The organism is Francisella philomiragia (assembly GCF_018135955.1).
In the GTDB taxonomy this organism is placed as follows: Bacteria; Pseudomonadota; Gammaproteobacteria; order Francisellales; family Francisellaceae; genus Francisella; species Francisella philomiragia.
This window is the reverse complement of sequence record NZ_CP063138.1, coordinates 1,936,548-1,957,330: the sequence shown is the minus strand read 5'-3', so window position 1 is coordinate 1,957,330 and position 20,783 is coordinate 1,936,548. Positions and strand designations below refer to the sequence as shown.

Sequence of the window (20,783 nt, the reverse complement as noted above, 5' to 3'; positions counted from 1 at the left end):
AATGGATAAAAAGAAAATTTATATTTTTGATACAACTCTTAGAGATGGACAACAGTCTCCTGGAGCTGGGATGTCTTTTGAAGATAATATTGCGTATGCAGATCTTGCAAATAAGCTAAATATCGATGTCCTAGAAGCAGGCTTCCCTTCAGCAAGTAATACAGATTTTGAAATAGTAAATACTATCTCAAAAAGAATGGCTGAGAAAAACTCTAATATGATTATTGCTGGACTATGTCAGTTAAGAAAAAATCAAGTAGAAATAACGATGGATGCACTACGTCCATCATTGGCAATAGGTAAAGCTAGAGTACATATGTATTTGCCTGTAGATCCAAATCTAGCTCAAGCTAGTCTTGGTAGCAAAAATGATAACGAACAGAATATCAAAAATGTTTATGAGTTAATTAAACTAGCTAGTGATCAAGGCTTTGAAGTAGAGTTTAGTGCAGAAGGATATTCAAGACTAGGCGATACTTTTGACTATGTTACAGATGTTTTTAGAGCTGCGGTATCTGCTGGTGTTACAGTTATCAACTGTCCTGACACTATTGGTGGTGCTTGTGAGCGTGAAAATGATAACTACTTTGTCAAAAATATGACTAAACATGCTGAAATCATCAAAAAAGAATTCCCTGATAAAAATATAATCTGGTCAGCACATTGTCATAATGATTTGGGATTAGCTTTAGAGAACTCAATGAACGCTGTATTTGATGGCCCTGCAACACAAGTAGAGGGCTGTATCAATGGTGTTGGTGAAAGAGCTGGTAACGCATCATTAGAACAATGTGTGATGTTTATAAACCTTTTTGGTAAACAAAAAGATTGTCATTATTATAATGATATTAATATTGCTAATTTTAAAACTATTTCAGATTTTATTGGCAAGAGAATGTTATCTAGACAACCTCACCACCCTATCACAGGTCTAAACTCAGCACGACACACTTCTGGTGGGCATACAAATGCTATATTGAATAATCCTTTAGCATACCAGCCATTTCACCCAGAATCTGTCGGTAATGAAATTAGCTTTATTTTTGGTCCATTATCAGGTGGTAATCATGCTAAGAAGATTATCGAAGAAAATGGTTATATTTGTGATGATAAAGAAAAAGCAGCTATAGCTCAGCAAATAAAAGATATTTATCATGAGCGTAGAAAAGGTATCACAGATGAAGAACTAATACAGGCTTATAAACAGATTAAATCTCCGATTCATGTATCAGCTATAGATTATGGCAAATCTAATGGTGAAACCTATGTTGAGCTTAAAGGAAGATTCTTTGGTAATACAGACTATAGAATTACAGATCGTGGCGAAAATTCCGCTCTTTCAGCATTACTAAAAGGTATTCAAGAATATATCCCAGAAGTAAATATTTCAGATTACTTCTCTAGATCATTAAAAGATGCTGGAATTAATTCTAAATCTGAAACAACTATTATAATCAAAACTGGTGAAAATAGTCCGGTCGTTGAAGGGATTGCTGTAGATCAAGATATTGAGATATCTTCACTTAAAGCTTTAATTACTGCTACTAATAAACTATATATAGAAACAAATTATAGGAAATAAAATGGCAAAAAATATTATTGATAAAATCTGGGATGCTCATGTTGTAAAACAAATACCTAATTTTCCAGATATTTTATATATAGATAGAATGCTAATGCATGAAGTAACCTCTGCACAAGCTTTCGATAGAATTAGAGAACTAAATATTCCAATAAATAATCCAAAATCAATCATTGCAACTGTTGATCATAGTATCTCGACATCACCTATCAATCGTCTAGAAATGAAAGATAAAGTTGCTCAAGCTCAAGTAGAAAAACTGCGTAATAATGTTAAAGAATTTGGTATTGATTTTTATGACTTTGAAAGCCAACATCAAGGGATTGTCCATGTAATAGGTCCTGAGCTTGGCTTCACATTGCCTGCTTCGACTCTTGTATGTGGTGACTCTCATACTTCAACTCATGGTGCATTTGGAGCTTTAGCGTTTGGTGTTGGAACATCTGAAGTTGGACATGTACTTGCTACTAACTGTATTTTACAATATAGACCAAAGACAATGAAAGTAGAGTTTGTTGGTAAGCCTTCAAAGTCAGCTACGGCTAAAGATATTATCATGAAGCTAATTGCTAATATTGGTATTGGTGGTGCTGGTGGTTATGTCATCGAGTATGTTGGCCAAGCAATCAAAGATATGACTATGGAAGAGCGTATGACGCTATGTAATATGTCGATAGAATGTGGTGCAAGAGCTGGCTTGGTTTCTCCTGATGAGAAAACTTTTAGTTATCTAAAAGGTAAAAAATATGCTCCTAAAGGTAATGATTTTGACAAATCTGTAGAATATTGGAATAGCTTCATCAGTGATGAAAATGCTCACTATGACAAAACTATCAAAGTTGACATTGAAGGACTTGAGCCAATGGTTACATGGGGAATAAACCCTCAACATGCTATCAGTATCTCAGCTAAGATTCCAAGCTTAAAAGATATACCTACTCATCAACACAAGCTAGCTCAACAAGCTTATGATTATACTAAATTTAATGCCGATGAAGATATCCTAGGTAAGGAGATTCAATGGGCATTTGTTGGTAGCTGTACTAATGGTCGTATAGAAGATATGCGCGCTGTGGCTAATGTTTTAAAAGGCAGACAAATTGCTAAAAATGTAACTATGTATATAGTTCCTGGGTCAGAGCAAGTACGAAATATTGCCATAGCTGAGGGATTAGATAAGATCTTTGCTGATGCTGGTGCTGAATTTAGAATGCCTGGTTGCTCAATGTGTTTAGCAATGAATGATGATAAGGTTCCAGAAGGTCAAAGATGTATTAGTACCTCAAATAGAAACTTTATAGGCCGTCAAGGTAAAGGAAGTATAACCCATCTTGCTTCACCACAAACAGTTGCTGCTAGTGCTGTTATGGGTAAGATTTGTAGTGTTGATAAATTAGATAAGGAACTATAAGAATGCAAGCTTTTAAAAAACTAACATCTAGCGCAATTCCTTTATGGCTAAGTGATATTGATACAGATATGATTATTCCTGCTAACTTTCTAACTCAAACGACAAAAGATGGTTATGGTAAAAGTTTATTCCATAACTTAAAGGAAAAAGATAGTAGCTTTGTTTTTAATAACCCTGACTATTCTAATTCTGAAATTTTGATTGCTGGAGATAATTTTGGCTGCGGTTCATCGAGAGAGCATGCTGTTTGGGCATTAACTCAAGCGGGTATCAAAGTTATAATTGCGCCATCATTTTCTGACATATTCTTCAATAATGCTGCTAAAAATGGCTTATTGTTAATCTCATTAGACAAAGATACAGTCAAAGAATTATGTGATAAGGCAGAAGATCCAAAATTTAGTATGACTGTTGATCTACAAGAGCAAACGGTGAATGTTAATGGCAGTATTTATAGTTTTGATTACGATCCTTTCCGTAAAGATTGCCTGATTAGAGGACTTGATGACATGACTTATCTTATTGAGCATCTAGATATAATCAAACAATTTGAACAATCACAAAGAGGCTAAAATGGAAAAAAATATTGCTATATTAGCAGGTGATGGAATCGGACCTGAAGTAATGGAATCAGCAATCAAAGTTCTTGATTCTATTGCTAAAAAATATAATCATAAATTTAACTATATAGAAGCTCTTGTTGGTGGTGCAGCTTATGATAAATATAAAAATCACTGTCCAGAAGAAACATTAGAGATATGTAAAAACTCTGATGCAATACTTTTTGGCTCTGTTGGTGGGCCTGTTGAAGCTCAAAATGAAGAAAAATGGCAAGGCTGTGAAGCTAATAGTATTCTAGCTCTTAGAAAACACTTTGGTTTTAATATAAACATCCGTCCTAGCCAGATTTTTCCAGCACTCAAAGAAGCTTGTCCACTAAAGGATAGTCGTATTGTAAATGGTGCAGATATTGAAATCTTTAGAGAGCTATCTAGAGATATTTACTTTGGTGAACATAGAACTTTTACAGATGCCCATGGTGTAAGATGTGCAACTGATATTGCTGAGTATGATGAACATACGATTAGAAATATTGTTGTACAAGCATTTGAAAGAGCCACTCAACGCTCAAATAGACTTACATCTGTAGATAAGGCTAATGTCTTAGATACATCTCGACTATGGAGAAATATTGTCAATGAAGTGGCTAAAGATTATCCAAGTGTAAAAGTTAATCATATGTATGTTGATAATTGTGCGATGCAAATGGTACTTAACCCTAGTCAGTTTGATGTAATGGTTACTGGTAACCTTTTTGGTGATATTATTTCAGATTTAGCTTCTGTATTACCAGGTTCTATTGGCTTAGTACCATCTATAAGCCTAAATAAAGATGGTTTTGGACTATATGAGCCTTCTGGTGGTTCAGCTTACGATATCAAAGGTCAGAACAAAGCAAATCCAATTGCACAGATTTTATCTGCATCATTAATGCTTTCTTATTCATTTGGCTTAGTAACAGAAGCTGAAGCTATTGCAAGTGCTATCAATAAGACTCTTGAAGATGGCTTTAGAACTTCAGATATATACACTCAAGGAACTAATTTAGCTTCTACGATAGAGTTTACCGATGAGATTATAAATAGACTATAAAACTATTATTATTTTATCCTAAAGAAATGTTATTCTTCTTGGCTATACTAGTAGCTAGTCTAGCTACCAAAGCATATACGATACCTAAAATGATAGTTATTACACCTAGCCATAAAAAGTAATTTTGATAGATATTTAAACTCATAATAGGATCAATCTTACCTTCTGGCATAGCTACAAGCTGACCTAGTTTACCAGATAATGCGCCGCCAAAAGCTAATGCAAGCATAAAAAAGCCCATGCCTAGCGTAACTATCTCTTTTCTAAAATAAATCGCTATCAAAGAAAAACCTAAAGCAGCAACCAACAATTCTGCTAATGCTCCAAAGAAGAAATAGATAATCATCCAATTACCATCAATAAAGCCATTTTTCTGCGTTAGCATAATCACTAAGTATAATGTTAATGGAGCTATCCCAGCTATCACTGTACCTATAGAATATTTATAAGGGATTGATAAATGACTCACACTCTTCTTATACAGTATTGCCAAAATAGGACTTAGAACCACTAACCAAAAAGAGTCTAGTGCCGCATAAGTTGCTGGAGAAACATTGAACCCAATCAAATTAAGATTTACATTATGGTCAGCAAACAAAACTAGTGTAGAAAACATCTGGTTATAAATACTAAAATAGATAACTGCTTCAATTACTAAAATTACACCTATTATCTGTAGTATTTTTTCTTTTTTACTCGAAGTATTTTTTGCATCATTCAGCATGTACAAAAAAGTTAATAAACAGACAACTATTATTAAATACAGAGATATATCTGTCATCTGAAATAAAGCATAACAAATAGCTATTTGTAATAAACATACCAATGAGACTAGAGCTTTAGTTTTATTGGTTATTTTTTTATTCTCTGGTTCAATATCTTTTAATAATCTTGCACGCCAAGCATAATTTGATAGTGCTAAAATCATACCTATAACACAAATTATAAAAGCATATGAATAACTAGTATATTTTGCAATAATAGGAGTAAATGCTATTGCTAAAAAACTCCCTATATTTACACCCATATAATAAAGTGTAAATGCTGAATGTGACTGTGCGGGATTATCATTAAAAATCTTTGAAATTAACGCTGTTGGAGCAGGCTTAAATAAACCATTACCAACAATAATTAATGATAACGCCCAGCTGATATGCTTAAGATCATTAGACATTGCTAATACAACATAACCTAATAACAATAGTATTGCACCAATAACTAAAGCATTTTTTATGCCGATAACTTTATCAGATATATATCCACCTATGGTTGGCGTAATATAAATTAATGAAGCAAATATCCCAAAAATTAGATACCCTTGTGACTCACTAATATGACTAGCTGTTATAAAAAGCATAAATAAAGCTTGGAAGCTATAAAAAGCATATCTCTCCCATAACTCTATAAACCACAATACTGAAAACTGCCTTACCTTTATATCTTTTATCAAAATCAATTCTCTTTACTAAATTTATAACAATATAATCTATAACACATTGTGCAAAATAGTAAGCCTAATTTTGTTTTAATGATTATAAATTGACTATAGATATTTAGTCACTTAAACTTTTCTTATATACTTCTTTATTGTTTTGAAAATGCTTATAACAAAACTCGATGAAAATTCTTTTAGCCTGAACGTCAAAACTAACTGTGTAATATCTTTTGACTATAACACCAATCAGCATGGGCAATTTAAGCTCTATCACAATGATATAGTTGTAGAATGTCATCCAATCCAAACAACCACATTAAAAACCAAGTATTATCATATTGAGTGGCTACTAGAAGCTGATAAAGAATATACCCTAAAAATTGTTTGTGATACTCAAAATGTAAGTATAGAGAACGGTTGGCTGTATGATGATTCTTTGCTTGAGCGGGGAGGTATCTGCTTTAGCCTAAAATATGGTAAATGGCAGTCATGTCATTCTCATGATAATTCAAATATAAGAAATACTGAGCGTCTACAATATCACTTCACTGCAAAAGAAGCTTGGCTAAATGATCCAAATGGCTTAGTTTACTTCAAAGGTAAATATCATATGTTTTACCAACATTATCCTTATGGTAAGCATACACCAATGCTACACTGGGGACATGCAGTATCTGAAGATATGGTACATTGGCAACATCTACCTATTGCTATTTACCCACAAAACGATCTTGATGATAGATATATTGGTGGTGCTTTCTCAGGAAGTGCTACAGTTATCAATAATGAGCTTTTTCTGACTTATACAGAGCACTTTGAAGATTTAGACAATACTCCAAATATCTTTATAGAAAAACAAAATCTCATCAAAAGCAAAGATGCTATTCACTTCTCAAAACCCACAACAGTAATAAATCATAAGCCAGATTTTTGTTCTTATGATTTTAGAGATACTAAAGTATGGTTCGATGAAAAATTTGACTGTTACTACCTAGTTATTGGCACCTATGCAAATGGATACCCAAGCGTTGTACTGTATAGATCTGATGATGCTGAGAGCTGGGTTTATCATAGTATCTTATTTCAAGAGAGAACTCTCTCAGGTAGAACATTAGAGTGTCCAGATCTATTTTACCTTGATGGTAAATATGTTCTTATTTTGTCAATATTTGAAACTAAAGATAAAAAAGATTTTAATTATCAATCGTATTACTATATTGGTGATTTTGATGGCAAACATTTTATACCCAAGATTCCTCTTAGATATATAGACTCAGCGAAGGAATTTTATGCTCCACAAACTTTCGAAGCTAATGGTAATAGGTATGCCATAGGCTGGATGAACTGTTGGGAAGATTTTAAAAATCGAGCAAAAGAAGATTCTGCAGGTGCTATGAGCTTAATGAGACAGCTTAGAATAAACAAAGATAAACTTTTATCTTATCCTGTAGATAATTATAAAAACCTTAGAAATAAAACTATAGAAATCAGAAACTTCGATCAAGATATTACTCTGCCTTCAAATCTAATAGAACTAAATTTAGATTTTAGCTCTAAAGAGCAATGGCAACTAAATCTTCTAAAAACCAATCAAAATTATGTCTTTAATATTAGCTATCAAAATAATCAATTAACAGTAAAAAATAACTTCTCGGAGGTTATAACAGAGGCTTCTATAGTAGACATATCATCTCAAAATGTAAGTGTAGATATTTTCTTAGATACAACTAGTATAGAGCTTTTTGTTAATAAAGGTGAAGAGTCTATTACGATGCGATTTGACCCTTCTAATATAATAGAAAATACATTACAGATAAGTGTAGCTAATAAAAATGATATAACTGTCAAGCTACATGAGCTTAGTTCAATATGGGAATAAAAAAAAAGAGAGTATAGTAATGGCATCAATTAATACAAGTAATCAATTATCAACTTTTATAGTCCCAGAAAACTTAAAAATAAAAGCCGTAAGTATTTGTTTCATAGCCGCTTTTATTACAGGTGGTTTTGGAGCTATATTAGGACTAGTATCACCTCAAATTTCTAGTCATTATCATGTAAATGTATCACATATTGTCTATATTGATGTGTTGAATATATTAGGTCTCTTGATAGGTAACGCCTTAAGCTCAAAAACAATGAGCTCTTTAGGTTGCAGAAATACCTTATTAATTGCCTTGATAATAGGCCTTATCGCTCAATTTACCATAGCAGCAGGATTTCCTTTATATATCTATGCTTTGTGCGCTCTTTTAAATGGTACTTGTGTAGGCTTTTTAGTTCCTGCTGTTAGTCAGACTATTCATGCAGCATACTCTAAAAGTGGCAAAAGTGAATCACGCCTAAATGTTCTAAATTTCTTCTTTGGCGCAGGATCTGCATTTGTACCCTTTATTGGTGGTCATATAGTTGAACACTTCTCATGGCGTGCAGTATTTATAGGCATGGGATGCTTATACTTAGTGTTATTAGTAATTATATTTTTGACTAAATTTGAAGATAAAAGCTCTATCAAAATTGATAACATAGATAACAAGCTCGAATCATCTAAACCAAAACTTCTAAATCTTAGTGTAGTGCTGATTGCATTAGCGATAATGATTTATGTATATATCGAATATATTGTTTCATATTGGTTCTCACCATATTTACAAGAAGCTAAGCATCTAAAAGTCACAGATGTCGGTCTTATTATCGGCTTATTTTGGGGTATTATTGCCATTTCAAGATTGATTGTAGGACTATTCGTACTTACAAGAATTAAGCCTGCTGTTTATATTATGATAAGTTCATTTATTACTTTGATAGGATTTATAATATTCTTGATTGCTGAGAGTCTTTATGGATTTATATTAGGCGGTGTAGTGTTAGGATTTGGATGTGCGGCGATGTTCCCTACACTTCTAGGCTATGGTATAAATAATGCTAATTACTCAAGTCCTAAAGTGTCTTCTTTCTTGATAATGTCTGGCTCAATCGGCGCTTCAATCTGCTTGTTTATTTCTGGATTCTTAGGTCAACATATAGACAAACAGGTTCCCATTATACTTGGACCCGTTTTATGTGTAATTATTATAGTTATAATTCTTATGGCGCATATAAGAAAGTCTACTTCTCAACAAAATAGAACGTAAAAGGTTTCTCTTGAGGTTTTATTTTATCTGTTAATTGTACATTTTGGCACGTCTTATATATCAGAGTATAGCCTAGTGTTTTAATATCATTATCTATATAACCATATTCACCACCACAGCCAGGGAAAACCATAACCATAGAGCCTTTAGAGCTTAACTTGTACCACTCTCTTACAAAGTTAGGGTGTTTACTCATAAATGCTGTCAGATAAAGTCCATAATCCCAGCTTCCTGATGCATACTCTGGGTAAGCTAAGTGATTATCTTTAATTAAATTATCGGCTACTACGGCAATACCATTGCCAATGTTGTTATGCTCTATCTTATTATTTGTGAAGGTACTAATATTAAATGCAATAAAATAAATTAAATTCACAACTAAACCAAATACCGCTATCTTGTATAGAGAAATATTAGTAGTTTTTAGTCTAAATAATATATATATAGCTGGAATAAGTAATGCTGTAGCACACACCAACCACTCTGTTGGTAATGCTCCATTAAACATCTCTAATAAACAAAAGATTATATATGGCGTTACTCCTATATAAACTATAGCTTTTTGGTTATTAGATAATTTAGAGTAGACTCTTATTATATTTTTTCTAAAAGCTAAATATACAAGAATAACTATAGCAACAGCAAAATTAAGTAGCTGAAATATACTATCAAATAAGCCATTAAATATGTTAAAAAGCATACTAGAATTAGGCTCAGCAACTCTAGCTGCCGCATAATGTATAGTGATAAAGTTAAGCTCATACAAAGAAACCATACCTGGTATTAGTAATACAAAACCAAATACAGCTGATAACAAAATATTCTTAGTGTAACAAACTTTATAATTAAATATTAAATACGCCAGCATTGCTACTGCTACTATAGCTATTTGAAACTTAGCATACACTGCTAAAGCAACTATTAAAGCAGTTAAAAGCCAATAGATAGTTCTATTAGAATCTATAGCTTTTATAAAAAAATAAGCACTTGCTGTCCAAAATGGTAGCAGTATTATATTTTGATTATATTGAAGAAAAAATTCTCCCATATAAAAAAAGCTTAATAATGATAGTAAGGTAACAAAGATAGCTTCTTTATGCTCAAAATATAGCCTCATTATCTTGTATATATATAGCCATGTAACAACTATACAAATAGATGTTGCTAATAGATTCGCTAATAATGGCGAAAAAAGTAATACAAATGGCTTGAGGAATAGTGCTCCTAAACCAGGATGCTTATCATACATTAAACTTGGATGCATACCCCACATAATATTTTCTATAGTATCAGGAGAAATACTATAAGGCGAATGAATCAAAAGAGTTAGCCCATCCCATATCAAAAGATACAAAATGACAAAAAGAACCAAGGGAAATATTTTTTTCATTTAGAGATTTTATTTAACAAATATTTTTGTAAGAGTATACAGATGTTTTTGATACAATTTAAGGATTGATTTAACAAAAACAATATATTGATATGCTTAGTATCATACAAAGAGTAAACTGCGCAAATGTAGTAGTTGATGGTCAAAAAGTTGCTGATATAAATAAAGGTATCTTAGCACTAGTCTGTGTTGAGAATGAAGACACTCACCAAAACTTCGAAAAAATGACTGATAAAATCATCAAGTATCGTATATTTGAAGATGAGGCAGGCAAGATGAACTTATCTCTAGCAGATATTGATGGAGAGATAATTCTTGTACCACAATTTACACTTGCTGCTGATACAAAGAAAGGTAATAGGCCAAGCTTTAGTAGTGGTTGTCCTCCTGAAATAGCAAAAGAAAAATTCAAAGAGTTTGTAGATATATTCAAGAATAAATATGATAAAGTCCAATCTGGAATATTTGGTGCTGATATGAAAGTGTCTTTGACAAATGATGGTCCTGTAACTTTTACTTTTAAGGTATAAATATGCAAAAAAGAATTTGTATAATTGGTGGTAGTGGTGAAATGGGTCAGATGACTCAAAATATCTTTAGCAAATTCCTACCTGAATATGCACTAACTATTTTTGATGAAAGTGATTGGCAAACCCCCGAGCAAAAACTTGCTAATCAAGACATTGTAATACTATCTGTACCAATATATTTAACTGATGAAATTATCAAAAAAACAATACCCTATCTTTCTGAAGGCACTATATTAGCTGACTATACTAGTATCAAAAAAGAACCTTTAGATAGTATGTTAACTAATTATGATGGTCCTGTGGTGGGGCTACATCCCATATTTGGTCCAACTATTAGCTCTCCCGACAATCAAGTAATTGTAGTCTGTGATGGTAAACAGCAAGATAAGTATCAATACTTTATCGATGATCTAGCGAGAATTGGCTTTAGTATCGAAAAAATGACTGCCGAAGAGCATGATGAAGCTATGACTTTTATCCAAGGTATTGAGCATTTTAGTGTCTACTGTCTAGGGCTATTTCTTAAGCACAAAAATGTTGATATTCAAAAAATGTTAAAACTAGCTAGCCCAGTATATAAGATGGAACTTAATATTGTTGGTAGACTTTTTAGCCAAGGTCCAGGCTTATATGCTGATATTATTATGTCAGATAAGCAAAGACAGCAAACTATCGCCGAATTTGCTGAATTTGTAAACTCTAATGCTGAAAAAGTATCGGATGGCGATAAACAAACATTTATCGAGAGCTTCAAAGCAGTTAAAGAATGGATGGGAGATTTTGCCCCACAATCATATAAAAATACAGATAAGCTACTGCTTAAAAAGAAAGACTATGAATAAGTATTCAGAGCACCATATATAATAGGTATCTGCCAAATTAGTAACCCTAAGATCAATACTACTCTCATAGCATTTTTTCTAGTTAAATTCTTAGATGTCAAAAACTCCCAAGTATGGATAACTGCCGATAGAGTAAAAAAGGTTAAGCAACATAGTAGTACAGTAGCATCAGCATAGATTCCCCATTGCATATACCAAACAAAACTAGCAACTAAAGCTACAGATAAATTATTAACACCAGATTGTAGTTGGTAAGGTCGATTTGTTTGCCTACCTAAAGATTTTGCTGATTGTTTACTAAAAAATATCCCCTCTAATCCAGAGAGTCCTGATAGTGATATAACAATAATCAATGTATTATAGTGCAGTAGCTCTATAGAGTTTTGGTTAAACAGAAAGGAGACCACAAAGCCACCAACAACTATTATACCAATCCTTGTAAACTCTATAATTTTTGAAATCATAAATTAAAAGCCAAACTTCCTAACAATCTCTTTTACTAGCTTTTTACCTTTAATAGGATTAAACATTATAGAGCTTAGAGATAAGTGATCTGCCCCTGTATCTATATATTTTTTAGCATCTTCAAGAGTATAAATACCGCCTCCACCAATTATAGTGATACTATCGCCGAACTCTTCTCTAGCTTTTTTGATAGCAGGCAAACTATACTCATGTAATGGATAACCTGAAACTCCACCCTTAGCTGTAGGGATAGTATTACACAAATGAAAAGTTGTAATCCCTACGGCAAGATATTCTCTAATCTTAGCATTATGATTTACAGTTGGTGGCATTTTGATACTGATATTTCTACCAACAAATATCGGAGCTAGCTCAGCAGGAAAATCAACAATACTAGCATTAGGACAACCTATATTTATCTCAATATTTTTATGATTGGCAAACTTTGGTAACTTTAAAGTCTCTGCAAAACTATGCCAGTCTGACATCTCTAATGCCGCCAAAGATATAATATCTTGCGACCTTTTCGGTGGCTTTGCATTTGCTAACCCTGGATTACGCAAACCAATCTTATTACGCCAAGCGTTTTTATCTATTTTACGGATAGTTTTGAGAGCTTGTTTGATAAGTCCCCAGCGTCTATTAACTGTAAAAGAACCATAAACATTAGAGGTTTCGGTAAATTTAAGATATTTGCCAAACGGTGGCGAGATTATTATTCTTTTAAGATCTTGATTTTGCATCTTAACACTCAAACTCTTTTAGCTTCTCAACAATATCATCAGCACGTAGAAGAGGTCTACCTACGATAATGTAGTCAACGCCTAGCTTTTTAGCTTTTTTAGGTGTCAAAGCATTAAAGTGATCATCACTTAAGTCACTCTCAAGTCTCACACCTGGTACATACAATTTGATTTTATCCCCAAATTTTGATCTAACATCTGCAACTAAATGTGGATGACATATAAAGTTTTCCACACCTAAATCCACACATCTCTCAAATTTTGCTAGACTATCTGCCTTATCAAAATTAGCATCACTACTAAGAGTAATCACAGCTAATGGTATTGCTTGAGTATCTGCTGCAAGTGCTGCTTTGACCATTTCATCACTAGCAGTACCGTGAAATGTGAAGTATTTAAAATTTGGAATAGCTTTTGAGTAGTTTTCTATTGCAGTTTTAACTGTATTTGGGATATCGTGTAACTTAAAATCCAAAAAAATATCTTTATCGCCAACTAATTGATGAATTTCTTTAAAGGATAGCGTTGAACACAGGATATGACCAATTTTAACACAGTCAACATACTTTGAAACAGTGGCTGTTTTCTCTAAATCAGACTTAGAGATACCATCTGCTGAGAACATTATTTTCATTAAGTTTCTCAAATGATTAATCGATGTTGAAAGTATATATTAGTTTAATTTATGGTGATAGTAAACTATATTTTGAGCTTCTCATTTTTATCTATGTCAAATTATGATAAATCTATCTAAAAGCCTCAGATTAATTTAGTTTTTTCTACTTTTTAATTTATATTTTTCAAAATTTTTAACTCTATATACTAACTTACTTTTCATAAAATCCTTAAAATTATGTATTATTAGACTATATAGATAATTATTTTTATCTATATATCTCATTACAGAAGCATAAAAGGTAGGTTTATTATGGCTTTAAAAGTAGTTATTTCTCATAGAACTCAATACAAATATGATAAGAAAATTTCATTATCTCCTCATATTATAAGGTTAAGACCTGCTCCACATAGCAGAACACCAATAGAATCTTACTCGCTTAAAATTAAGCCAAATAGCCATTTTATTAATTGGCAACAAGACCCTTTTGGAAACTATTTAGCTAGATTAGTCTTCCCCGAACGAACTGATGAGTTTTGTATTGATGTTGAAATTATCGCTGACATGATTACTATCAACCCATTTGACTTCTTTGTTGAAGAGGGAGCAAAAGACTATCCTTTCCAATACAAAAAAGATTTGAAAAAAGAATTAGCACCATATCTAGAGTTAGAAGATGACTCAAAAGAGTTAAGAGACTTTGTCGCTTCTATAGACAAATCTAAAAAACCTATAATAGACTTCTTAGTAGAGATAAATCAAAAAATATATAACACTCTTAACTATACTATCCGACTTGAACCAGGTGTGCAAACACCTAAAGAAACTCTTGATAAAAAACTTGGTAGCTGTAGAGACTTCTCTTGGTTATTTGTACAAGTTTTAAGACATCTTGGTCTTGCAGCAAGATTTGTATCTGGCTATTTAGTACAACTAAAAGCTGATGTTGAATCATTAGATGGACCTAATGGACCAGAAGAAGACTTTACAGACTTACATGCTTGGACAGAGGTTTATGTACCTGGAGCTGGCTGGATTGGTCTAGATTCTACTAGTGGGCTTTTTGCTGGAGAGGGTCATATTCCATTAGCTTGTACACCTCACTACAATAGTGCTCATGCTATCGAGGGTGCTACTGATGTCTGTGAAACAGAGTTCTTCTATGAGAACAAGGTCACAAGAATATTTGAGTCTCCAAGAGTTACCAAACCATACACAGAAAACCAATGGCAAGATATCTACAATTTGGGCTTCAAAGTTGATAGAGATCTAGTTGAAAATGATGTGCGATTAACAATGGGAGGTGAGCCAACTTTCGTATCTATAGATGATATGGAGTCAGCTCAATGGAATACAGAGGCCGATGGTCCACACAAAAGAGAACTAGCTAATAAATTAGCTAGAAAATTATTATCATCTACAACTAATGGTGGATTGTTACATCATGCTCAGGGTAAATGGTATCCAGGAGAGCCTCTTCCAAGATGGCAGACTACTGTTTATTGGCGAAAAGATGGTAATCCAGTATGGAAAAACCCAGAATTATTGGCAGATATGAATAAATCATATCCATACAAAACTGCTGATGCTAAAAAATTCTTATCTACACTATCGTTAGTTTTAGGAGTTAGTGATCAGAATATCGTAGCTGCTTATGAAGATCCTATCTACTACATAATGAAAGAGGCTGAACTTCCGATAGATGTCGATCCGATGAAATATAATCTCAAAGATCCTTTAGAAAGACGTACTATAGCTGAGAAGTTAAGCTTTGGACTAGATGAAGAAGTTGGTTATGTACTGCCTTTAGATTTTGGTAAAACAAAATGGATAAGCTCTAAATGGGAGTTTAGAAGAGGGAACCTGTTCTTGTTAGCGGGTAATTCTCCGCTTGGCTTTAGACTTCCTTTAGACTCATTAATTCTTAAGCCACATGTCGAGATTGAAAAATCTGTCGAAACAGACTTGTTTGCATCATACCCTAACCTTGGGGACTATATAACACCGGTTGAGCAAAGATCAAAAGAGATTAACTCAAATACGACACCTCATAATACTTATAGTGCATTTGTAAGAACTGCTATTTCTACAGAAATTAGAAATAATAAGCTATGTATATTCTTACCACCGATAAATGATACTGAAGTATTCTTAGATCTAATAGCCTCTATAGAAGCAACTGCCAAAAAATTAAATATAGCAGTTATTATAGAGGGTTATGAGCCACCTCAAGATAATAGAACAGATAGAATAAAAGTAACTCCAGATCCAGGTGTAATAGAAGTAAACATACAGCCAGCACACTCATGGAAAGAGCTAAGTGACAATATACTTGGTTTATATGAAGATGCTAGACAGTGCAGACTTGGCACAGAGAAATTTGCAATTGATGGCAAACATACGGGTACTGGTGGTGGTAACCATGTTACTCTAGGTGCTGCTAAGCCAAGTGATTCACCACTATTAAGAAGACCTAATTTGCTTAGAAGTTTGATAACATTTTGGCAACATCATCCTGGTTTATCATACTTATTTAGTGGTGCATTTATTGGTCCTACTTCTCAAGCACCAAGAGTTGATGAAGGCAGATTAGAAAATCTATACGAATTAGAAATAGCCTTCTCACAAATACCCGATGATGACTCAAATGTACCATTCTGGTTAGTTGATAGATTGTTTAGGCATATGCTGACTGATATTACTGGTAACACACACAGAAGTGAGTTTTGTATCGATAAACTTTACTCACCAGATAGTAGCTCTGGCAGATTAGGTATTTTAGAGCTTAGAGCATTTGATATGCCTCCTCACTCTCAGATGGCACTATTGCAAATGCTATTAGTAAGAGCATTGGTATCTTGTTTTTGGAAAAAACCATATAAACACGACTTAGTACGCTGGGGGACAAGACTACATGATAAGTTCTTATTAGAGCATTATGTAAAAGAAGATATCAGAGAAGTTGTACAATTCCTAAATGAAGAAGGCTATGAGTTTAAACTTGAGTGGTTTGATCCATTCTTTGAGTTTAGATTCCCTCTATATGGTATGACTACTATCAACAATATGCACTGCGAGATAAGAGCTGCGATAGAACCATGGCATGTATTAGGTGAAGAATCTAGCTCTCAAGGAACTGCAAGATATGTTGACTCTTCTGTAGAGAGATTACAGCTGAAAATCCAAAATTTTAACGATGAAAGATATGCTGTTACATGTAATGGTGTACAAATCCCATTATCAAAGACAAATGTTGAAGGCGAGTATGTCAGTGGTGTTCGATACAAAGCATGGCAGCCGTGGTCAGCATTACATCCAACTATTGGTGTTGATACTCCATTAACTTTTGATATCGTTGATAAATGGAATAATAGATCTATAGGTGGCTTTAACTACTTTGTTTCTCATCCAGGTGGCAGAAGTTATGAGACATTCCCTGTTAACTCATACGAAGCGGAATCGCGTAGAATTAATAGATACTGGGATTTCAATCATTCACAAGGTGATCTTGTTGAAAATGATCCTGTTGTATCAGCTACTGGTAATACTGCTTACAGTAATGAGACTAAGAGAGTTATTGTAGATAAAAAAGGTAGCTCTAAGCAGTTTAATTACCATCAAATGCCTAAGAATAAAGAATATCCATTTACTTTAGACTTAAGACAAAAATGGATAAAAAATAACTAATATCTTAAATTTTCTCTTTTTAATTCTTTAAATCAACTTATTGAGCTACTTTAATACTTTGCAAACTATTTGCTAATAACTCTATATAGTTTGGATTTTGAGGGATACCTTTAATATTTTGTTTTTTCACAAGCTCACTAAGCTTTTTAGTTAAGTCTTTATCTTTATTAATTTCGCTGATGTTTTGACTTATTGCCGGATAGAGTTGTTCATCAACTTTTTTAATCTTATCTCGATATATAGACAAACAATCTGAGCTTTGTTGCTCAAGCTGTTGCTGAGTTGCATTTTTTGCATAATAATCTTCTATTTGCTTAGATAAATCCATTTGTAATTGGATAAAAATCAGAAACGAGCTAGATTCTAAATGATTCATTTTTGCTAAACCTTGAGCATTTTGTAGTACTCTAAGCTCTTGATCTGCATCATATAGAGGACTATTAAGCTTATGCTTACATATTCCGACACCTTGCATCAAAGAAGCTCTTTCGACCAAAAGATTAAGTGGCTTTTCAACTGAAGCATAAGAGGCTCCTACCATAACAGCAAGTAGCGCTATTATTTTGAGTAATTTAGTCATATTTAAACCTTATTTTATTTAAGTTTTGCACAATTATAACAACTTAACCTTACAAAACTTTAACTCTTAGATAACCATATTGTGATTTATAATGATAAGTATAGATATCTTTTACAGCAATTCCTAAGGAGTGTAAGATATGTTAAAAAAATCTTTATCGGTAATATCTGCTTTAGCATTATCATCTTGTAGCATAGTTGGAATCAATAATACTCCTCAAGCTAAATATACAAATATTAAAACAGATGATAATTTCTCTGTTAGAGTTTATGCTCCTCTTACTGAAGCTCAAGTAACTGTCGAAGACTCTGACTATAAGTCTGCTGTCAACAAAGGTTTTGGTTACTTGTTTAGATACATAACAGGTGCAAATATTGCCAAGCAAGATATACAAATGACTGCTCCTGTCAAAATAGAACAATCATCACAAAAAATTCAGATGACAGCTCCTGTAATGATAGCTGGAGATGATAAATCATGGACTATAGCTTTTGTATTACCGGCTCAATATACTCTACAAAATGCTCCAAAACCGACTAGTGATAAAATCAAATTGGTTGAGAAACCAGAAACTAAAATGGCGGTAGTTACATTTAGTGGTTTCCTAGACAAAGATTCTATAGATAGCAATACTACTAAACTTAAAACATGGATAAAAGCCAACAATTACGAGATAGTCGGCCAACCAGAGGCAGCTGGGTATAATCCGCCATGGACAATACCATTCTTACGTACTAATGAGGTTATGATACCGATAAAATAGTCTCTTATATTTCAGATATAGTTAGTCCGAAAGAAAATATGTCATTCTACGACTTGATCGTAGAATCCAAGTTTAAAGCTCATAATAAGTGGATCCTATGGTCAAGACATAAGATGACAAAAATGGTTTCAAAAGTCATTCGGATTAGCTATATCCATACAAGACTTCAACAAAGCTTTAACTTTATCTATTCCAAGCTTATTCATCAAATCAATATTTCTTTGAGGAATATCATCTGGGTTTGGATAGTTTGCTATTGCTCTCTCAAGAGACTCTTCTCGAATCAAGTGCAACATCGGATAAGGCGAACGGTTTGTATAATTCTCAACATCATTTAAGTCTACCCCTTCAAACTGATAATCAGGATGAAAACTTGCAATCTGATAAACTCCTTCTAATGATATATCAATCAAAAGGTTATCTGTATCATATAGAAAGTCATTGTAGTCGTAAAAGTCTTGTAAAATATACGGATGAATAACTAAAGTTGTCTCAACATTCGTGTCACTCTCTAATAACTCTAGTTCTGTCTGTACTTCTGCTAATAATTGCTCTGTATTTGTTGCTTCTGAGACAAAATAACGAACTCTATTTTTAACAACTTCACGCTTAGCGAATGGGCAAAGATTCATTCCTACAACAAATGTTTTGACCCAATTTTGTGTAGTAGTGATTATTTGCTGTTTATCCATGTCCAATATCAATAATAAAATTTACTTACCATTATACTCTTTTGTCATAATAAGTTTGTATATAAAAATCTCTTCTGTAAGTTACCGCGCTTAATTTCTGCTAAAATAAAGTTACACAAGTATATAAACTAACAACTAGAAGAAATATGGAAAAAGTAAACTTCACATCTCATGGATGTAATATATCAGCACAGCTATATAAACCTGAAAACTTTGATCAAAATAACAAATATCCTGCGATAGTTTTATGTCATGGTTTTGCTGGGTTTAAAGAAGTATTGTTACCGGCATATGCTGAAGCTTTTGCAAAGGCTGGGTATGTTGTACTTAACTTTGACTATAGAGGCTTTGGCGAGAGCGAAGGCGAAAGAGGTCGACTAGTACCAAAACTACAAATTGAAGATATTCATTCTGCGATTGATTATGTTGTTGGTTTAGATTTTGTTGATTCTAATAAAATTGGACTTTGGGGTACTTCTTATGGTGGTGCTAACGCTATCACAGCAGCTGCACAAAATGATATTGTCAAGTGTCTATCAGTTCAGCTAACTTTTGGAAATGGTGAGAGAGTAATCACAGGTAATATGTCAGATGAGGAAAAAGAAAAGTTCATTGGCATGATTGACAAAATGTTAGCTAAGAAAGAAAAAACTGGCAAAGAAATGACGGTGCCATTACATAAGGTACTAACAGATGAGCAATCTATAGGCTTCTATGAAAGATATAGCAAAGAATATGATGCTTTTGATATTAAGATTCCTTTTTTAACAGTTAATGAAACTATGTCGCATAAACCAGAGAACTATATTGGTAATCTAAAAATTCCGGTACTAATAGTTGCCTCTGATACTGACTCTGTAAACCCAGTTGAAGAGTCACATATATTGTATGAAAAAGCTAATGAGCCAAAAGAGCTAATGGTTCTAGAAGGAATTAGTCACTATGAATGTTATGAAGGCGAGCCTCTACAGAAGATATTGGCTAAGCAAATTACTTGGTTTGATGAGTATATAAAATAACTCATTTTGCCATTCTACGACTTGATCTTAGAATCTAACTTTTAAAACTTTTATTTAAATATACCTATGGATCCTATGGTCAAGCCATAGGATGACAAATAACTTAACTACCCCGTCTTGCTACGCAAGCCACCCCTTCAATATTTGAAGGGGAATCTCTGCACATTAGCGATTAGTAGCTTCAAAAACAAATGATTAGAAAATAAAGCTGTTTGAACGAAGTGAGTTTTTTATTTTCCAT

18 protein-coding genes are annotated in these 20,783 nt (G+C 33.1%); 11 read left to right on the top strand and 7 right to left on the bottom strand.

From position 1 onward, the window contains the following. Position 1 precedes the first annotated feature (1 nt). From IMS64_RS09480 to leuB, 4 genes are read left to right on the top strand one after another with little or no spacing between them, the layout of a single operon-like run. Positions 2-1,582 carry a homocitrate synthase/isopropylmalate synthase family protein gene (locus IMS64_RS09480; RefSeq protein ID WP_088820640.1) on the top strand — a complete coding sequence of 527 codons (1,581 nt, stop codon included), beginning with the start codon at positions 2-4 and terminating at the stop codon, positions 1,580-1,582. Position 1,583: 1 nt separating this feature from the next. Beyond that, positions 1,584-2,993, top strand: a complete 1,410-nt coding sequence (gene leuC, locus IMS64_RS09475) for a 3-isopropylmalate dehydratase large subunit (RefSeq protein WP_200162654.1) — start codon at positions 1,584-1,586, stop codon at positions 2,991-2,993. 2 nt (positions 2,994-2,995) lie between these two features. Continuing rightward, the gene (gene leuD / locus IMS64_RS09470; protein WP_211490545.1) at positions 2,996-3,565 is read left to right on the top strand and encodes a 3-isopropylmalate dehydratase small subunit; all 570 of its coding nucleotides are present in this window, start codon (positions 2,996-2,998) and stop codon (positions 3,563-3,565) included. A 1-nt stretch (position 3,566) separates the two neighbouring features. Next, a complete protein-coding gene (gene leuB, locus IMS64_RS09465; protein WP_211490544.1) occupies positions 3,567-4,646 on the top strand; it encodes a 3-isopropylmalate dehydrogenase in 1,080 nt (359 codons plus the stop codon). Between the two features lie 13 nt (positions 4,647-4,659). On the opposite strand, the gene IMS64_RS09460 is transcribed toward leuB, so the two are convergent. Then, the gene (locus IMS64_RS09460; protein ID WP_211490543.1) at positions 4,660-6,096 is read right to left on the bottom strand and encodes a peptide MFS transporter; all 1,437 of its coding nucleotides are present in this window, start codon (positions 6,094-6,096) and stop codon (positions 4,660-4,662) included. Positions 6,097-6,244: 148 nt separating this feature from the next. Here IMS64_RS09460 and IMS64_RS09455 point away from each other — a divergent pair, with 148 nt between their 5' ends. Together IMS64_RS09455 and IMS64_RS09450 are read left to right on the top strand one after the other, a co-directional pair. Further along, entirely contained in the window at positions 6,245-7,960 is a 1,716-nt protein-coding gene (locus IMS64_RS09455; protein WP_211490542.1) for a glycoside hydrolase family 32 protein, read from the top strand. Between the two features lie 19 nt (positions 7,961-7,979). After that, entirely contained in the window at positions 7,980-9,215 is a 1,236-nt protein-coding gene (locus IMS64_RS09450) for an MFS transporter (protein WP_211490541.1), read from the top strand. On the opposite strand, the gene IMS64_RS09445 is transcribed toward IMS64_RS09450, so the two are convergent. Beyond that, positions 9,190-10,605 carry a glycosyltransferase family 39 protein gene (locus IMS64_RS09445; RefSeq protein WP_211490540.1) on the bottom strand — a complete coding sequence of 472 codons (1,416 nt, stop codon included), beginning with the start codon at positions 10,603-10,605 and terminating at the stop codon, positions 9,190-9,192. The genes IMS64_RS09450 and IMS64_RS09445 overlap by 26 nt on opposite strands. 92 nt (positions 10,606-10,697) lie before the next feature. Here IMS64_RS09445 and dtd point away from each other — a divergent pair, with 92 nt between their 5' ends. Together dtd and tyrA are read left to right on the top strand one after the other, a co-directional pair. Continuing rightward, entirely contained in the window at positions 10,698-11,135 is a 438-nt protein-coding gene (gene dtd / locus IMS64_RS09440; protein WP_211490539.1) for a D-aminoacyl-tRNA deacylase, read from the top strand. Between the two features lie 2 nt (positions 11,136-11,137). Then, positions 11,138-11,977: a bifunctional chorismate mutase/prephenate dehydrogenase gene (gene tyrA / locus IMS64_RS09435; RefSeq protein WP_211490538.1), complete on the top strand. Its 840-nt coding sequence runs from the start codon at positions 11,138-11,140 to the stop codon at positions 11,975-11,977. Here the strand turns inward: tyrA and IMS64_RS09430 are convergent. Genes IMS64_RS09430 through pyrF form a run of 3 tightly spaced genes read right to left on the bottom strand, consistent with a single transcriptional unit; the run spans position 11,968 to position 13,819 of the window. Then, positions 11,968-12,441: a DUF6790 family protein gene (locus tag IMS64_RS09430; RefSeq protein WP_244972907.1), complete on the bottom strand. Its 474-nt coding sequence runs from the start codon at positions 12,439-12,441 to the stop codon at positions 11,968-11,970. The genes tyrA and IMS64_RS09430 overlap by 10 nt on opposite strands. A gap of 3 nt (positions 12,442-12,444) precedes the next feature. Then, positions 12,445-13,185 carry a HisA/HisF-related TIM barrel protein gene (locus IMS64_RS09425; RefSeq protein WP_211490537.1) on the bottom strand — a complete coding sequence of 247 codons (741 nt, stop codon included), beginning with the start codon at positions 13,183-13,185 and terminating at the stop codon, positions 12,445-12,447. A gap of 1 nt (position 13,186) precedes the next feature. Beyond that, a complete protein-coding gene (gene pyrF / locus IMS64_RS09420; protein WP_211490536.1) occupies positions 13,187-13,819 on the bottom strand; it encodes an orotidine-5'-phosphate decarboxylase in 633 nt (210 codons plus the stop codon). Positions 13,820-14,113: 294 nt separating this feature from the next. Between pyrF and IMS64_RS09415 the strand changes: the two genes are divergently transcribed. Further along, a complete protein-coding gene (locus IMS64_RS09415; RefSeq protein ID WP_211490535.1) occupies positions 14,114-17,488 on the top strand; it encodes a transglutaminase family protein in 3,375 nt (1,124 codons plus the stop codon). Positions 17,489-17,525: 37 nt separating this feature from the next. Here IMS64_RS09415 and IMS64_RS09410 read toward each other — a convergent pair whose 3' ends face one another. Continuing rightward, positions 17,526-18,068 (bottom strand): chorismate mutase, encoded by a 543-nt coding sequence (locus IMS64_RS09410; protein ID WP_035737327.1) that lies wholly within the window; start codon positions 18,066-18,068, stop codon positions 17,526-17,528. A 139-nt stretch (positions 18,069-18,207) separates the two neighbouring features. On the opposite strand from IMS64_RS09410, the gene IMS64_RS09405 reads away from it, so the two are divergent. After that, positions 18,208-18,831, top strand: coding sequence for an SOUL family heme-binding protein (locus IMS64_RS09405; protein ID WP_211490534.1), 624 nt, complete (start codon positions 18,208-18,210; stop codon positions 18,829-18,831). A gap of 128 nt (positions 18,832-18,959) precedes the next feature. On the opposite strand, the gene IMS64_RS09400 is transcribed toward IMS64_RS09405, so the two are convergent. Continuing rightward, positions 18,960-19,523, bottom strand: coding sequence for a DUF1415 domain-containing protein (locus tag IMS64_RS09400; protein ID WP_211490533.1), 564 nt, complete (start codon positions 19,521-19,523; stop codon positions 18,960-18,962). A 146-nt stretch (positions 19,524-19,669) separates the two neighbouring features. Here IMS64_RS09400 and uilS point away from each other — a divergent pair, with 146 nt between their 5' ends. Beyond that, positions 19,670-20,542, top strand: coding sequence for a UilS family quorum-quenching N-acyl-homoserine lactonase (uilS, locus tag IMS64_RS09395; RefSeq protein ID WP_211490532.1), 873 nt, complete (start codon positions 19,670-19,672; stop codon positions 20,540-20,542). The last annotated feature ends 241 nt before the right edge of the window (positions 20,543-20,783 follow it).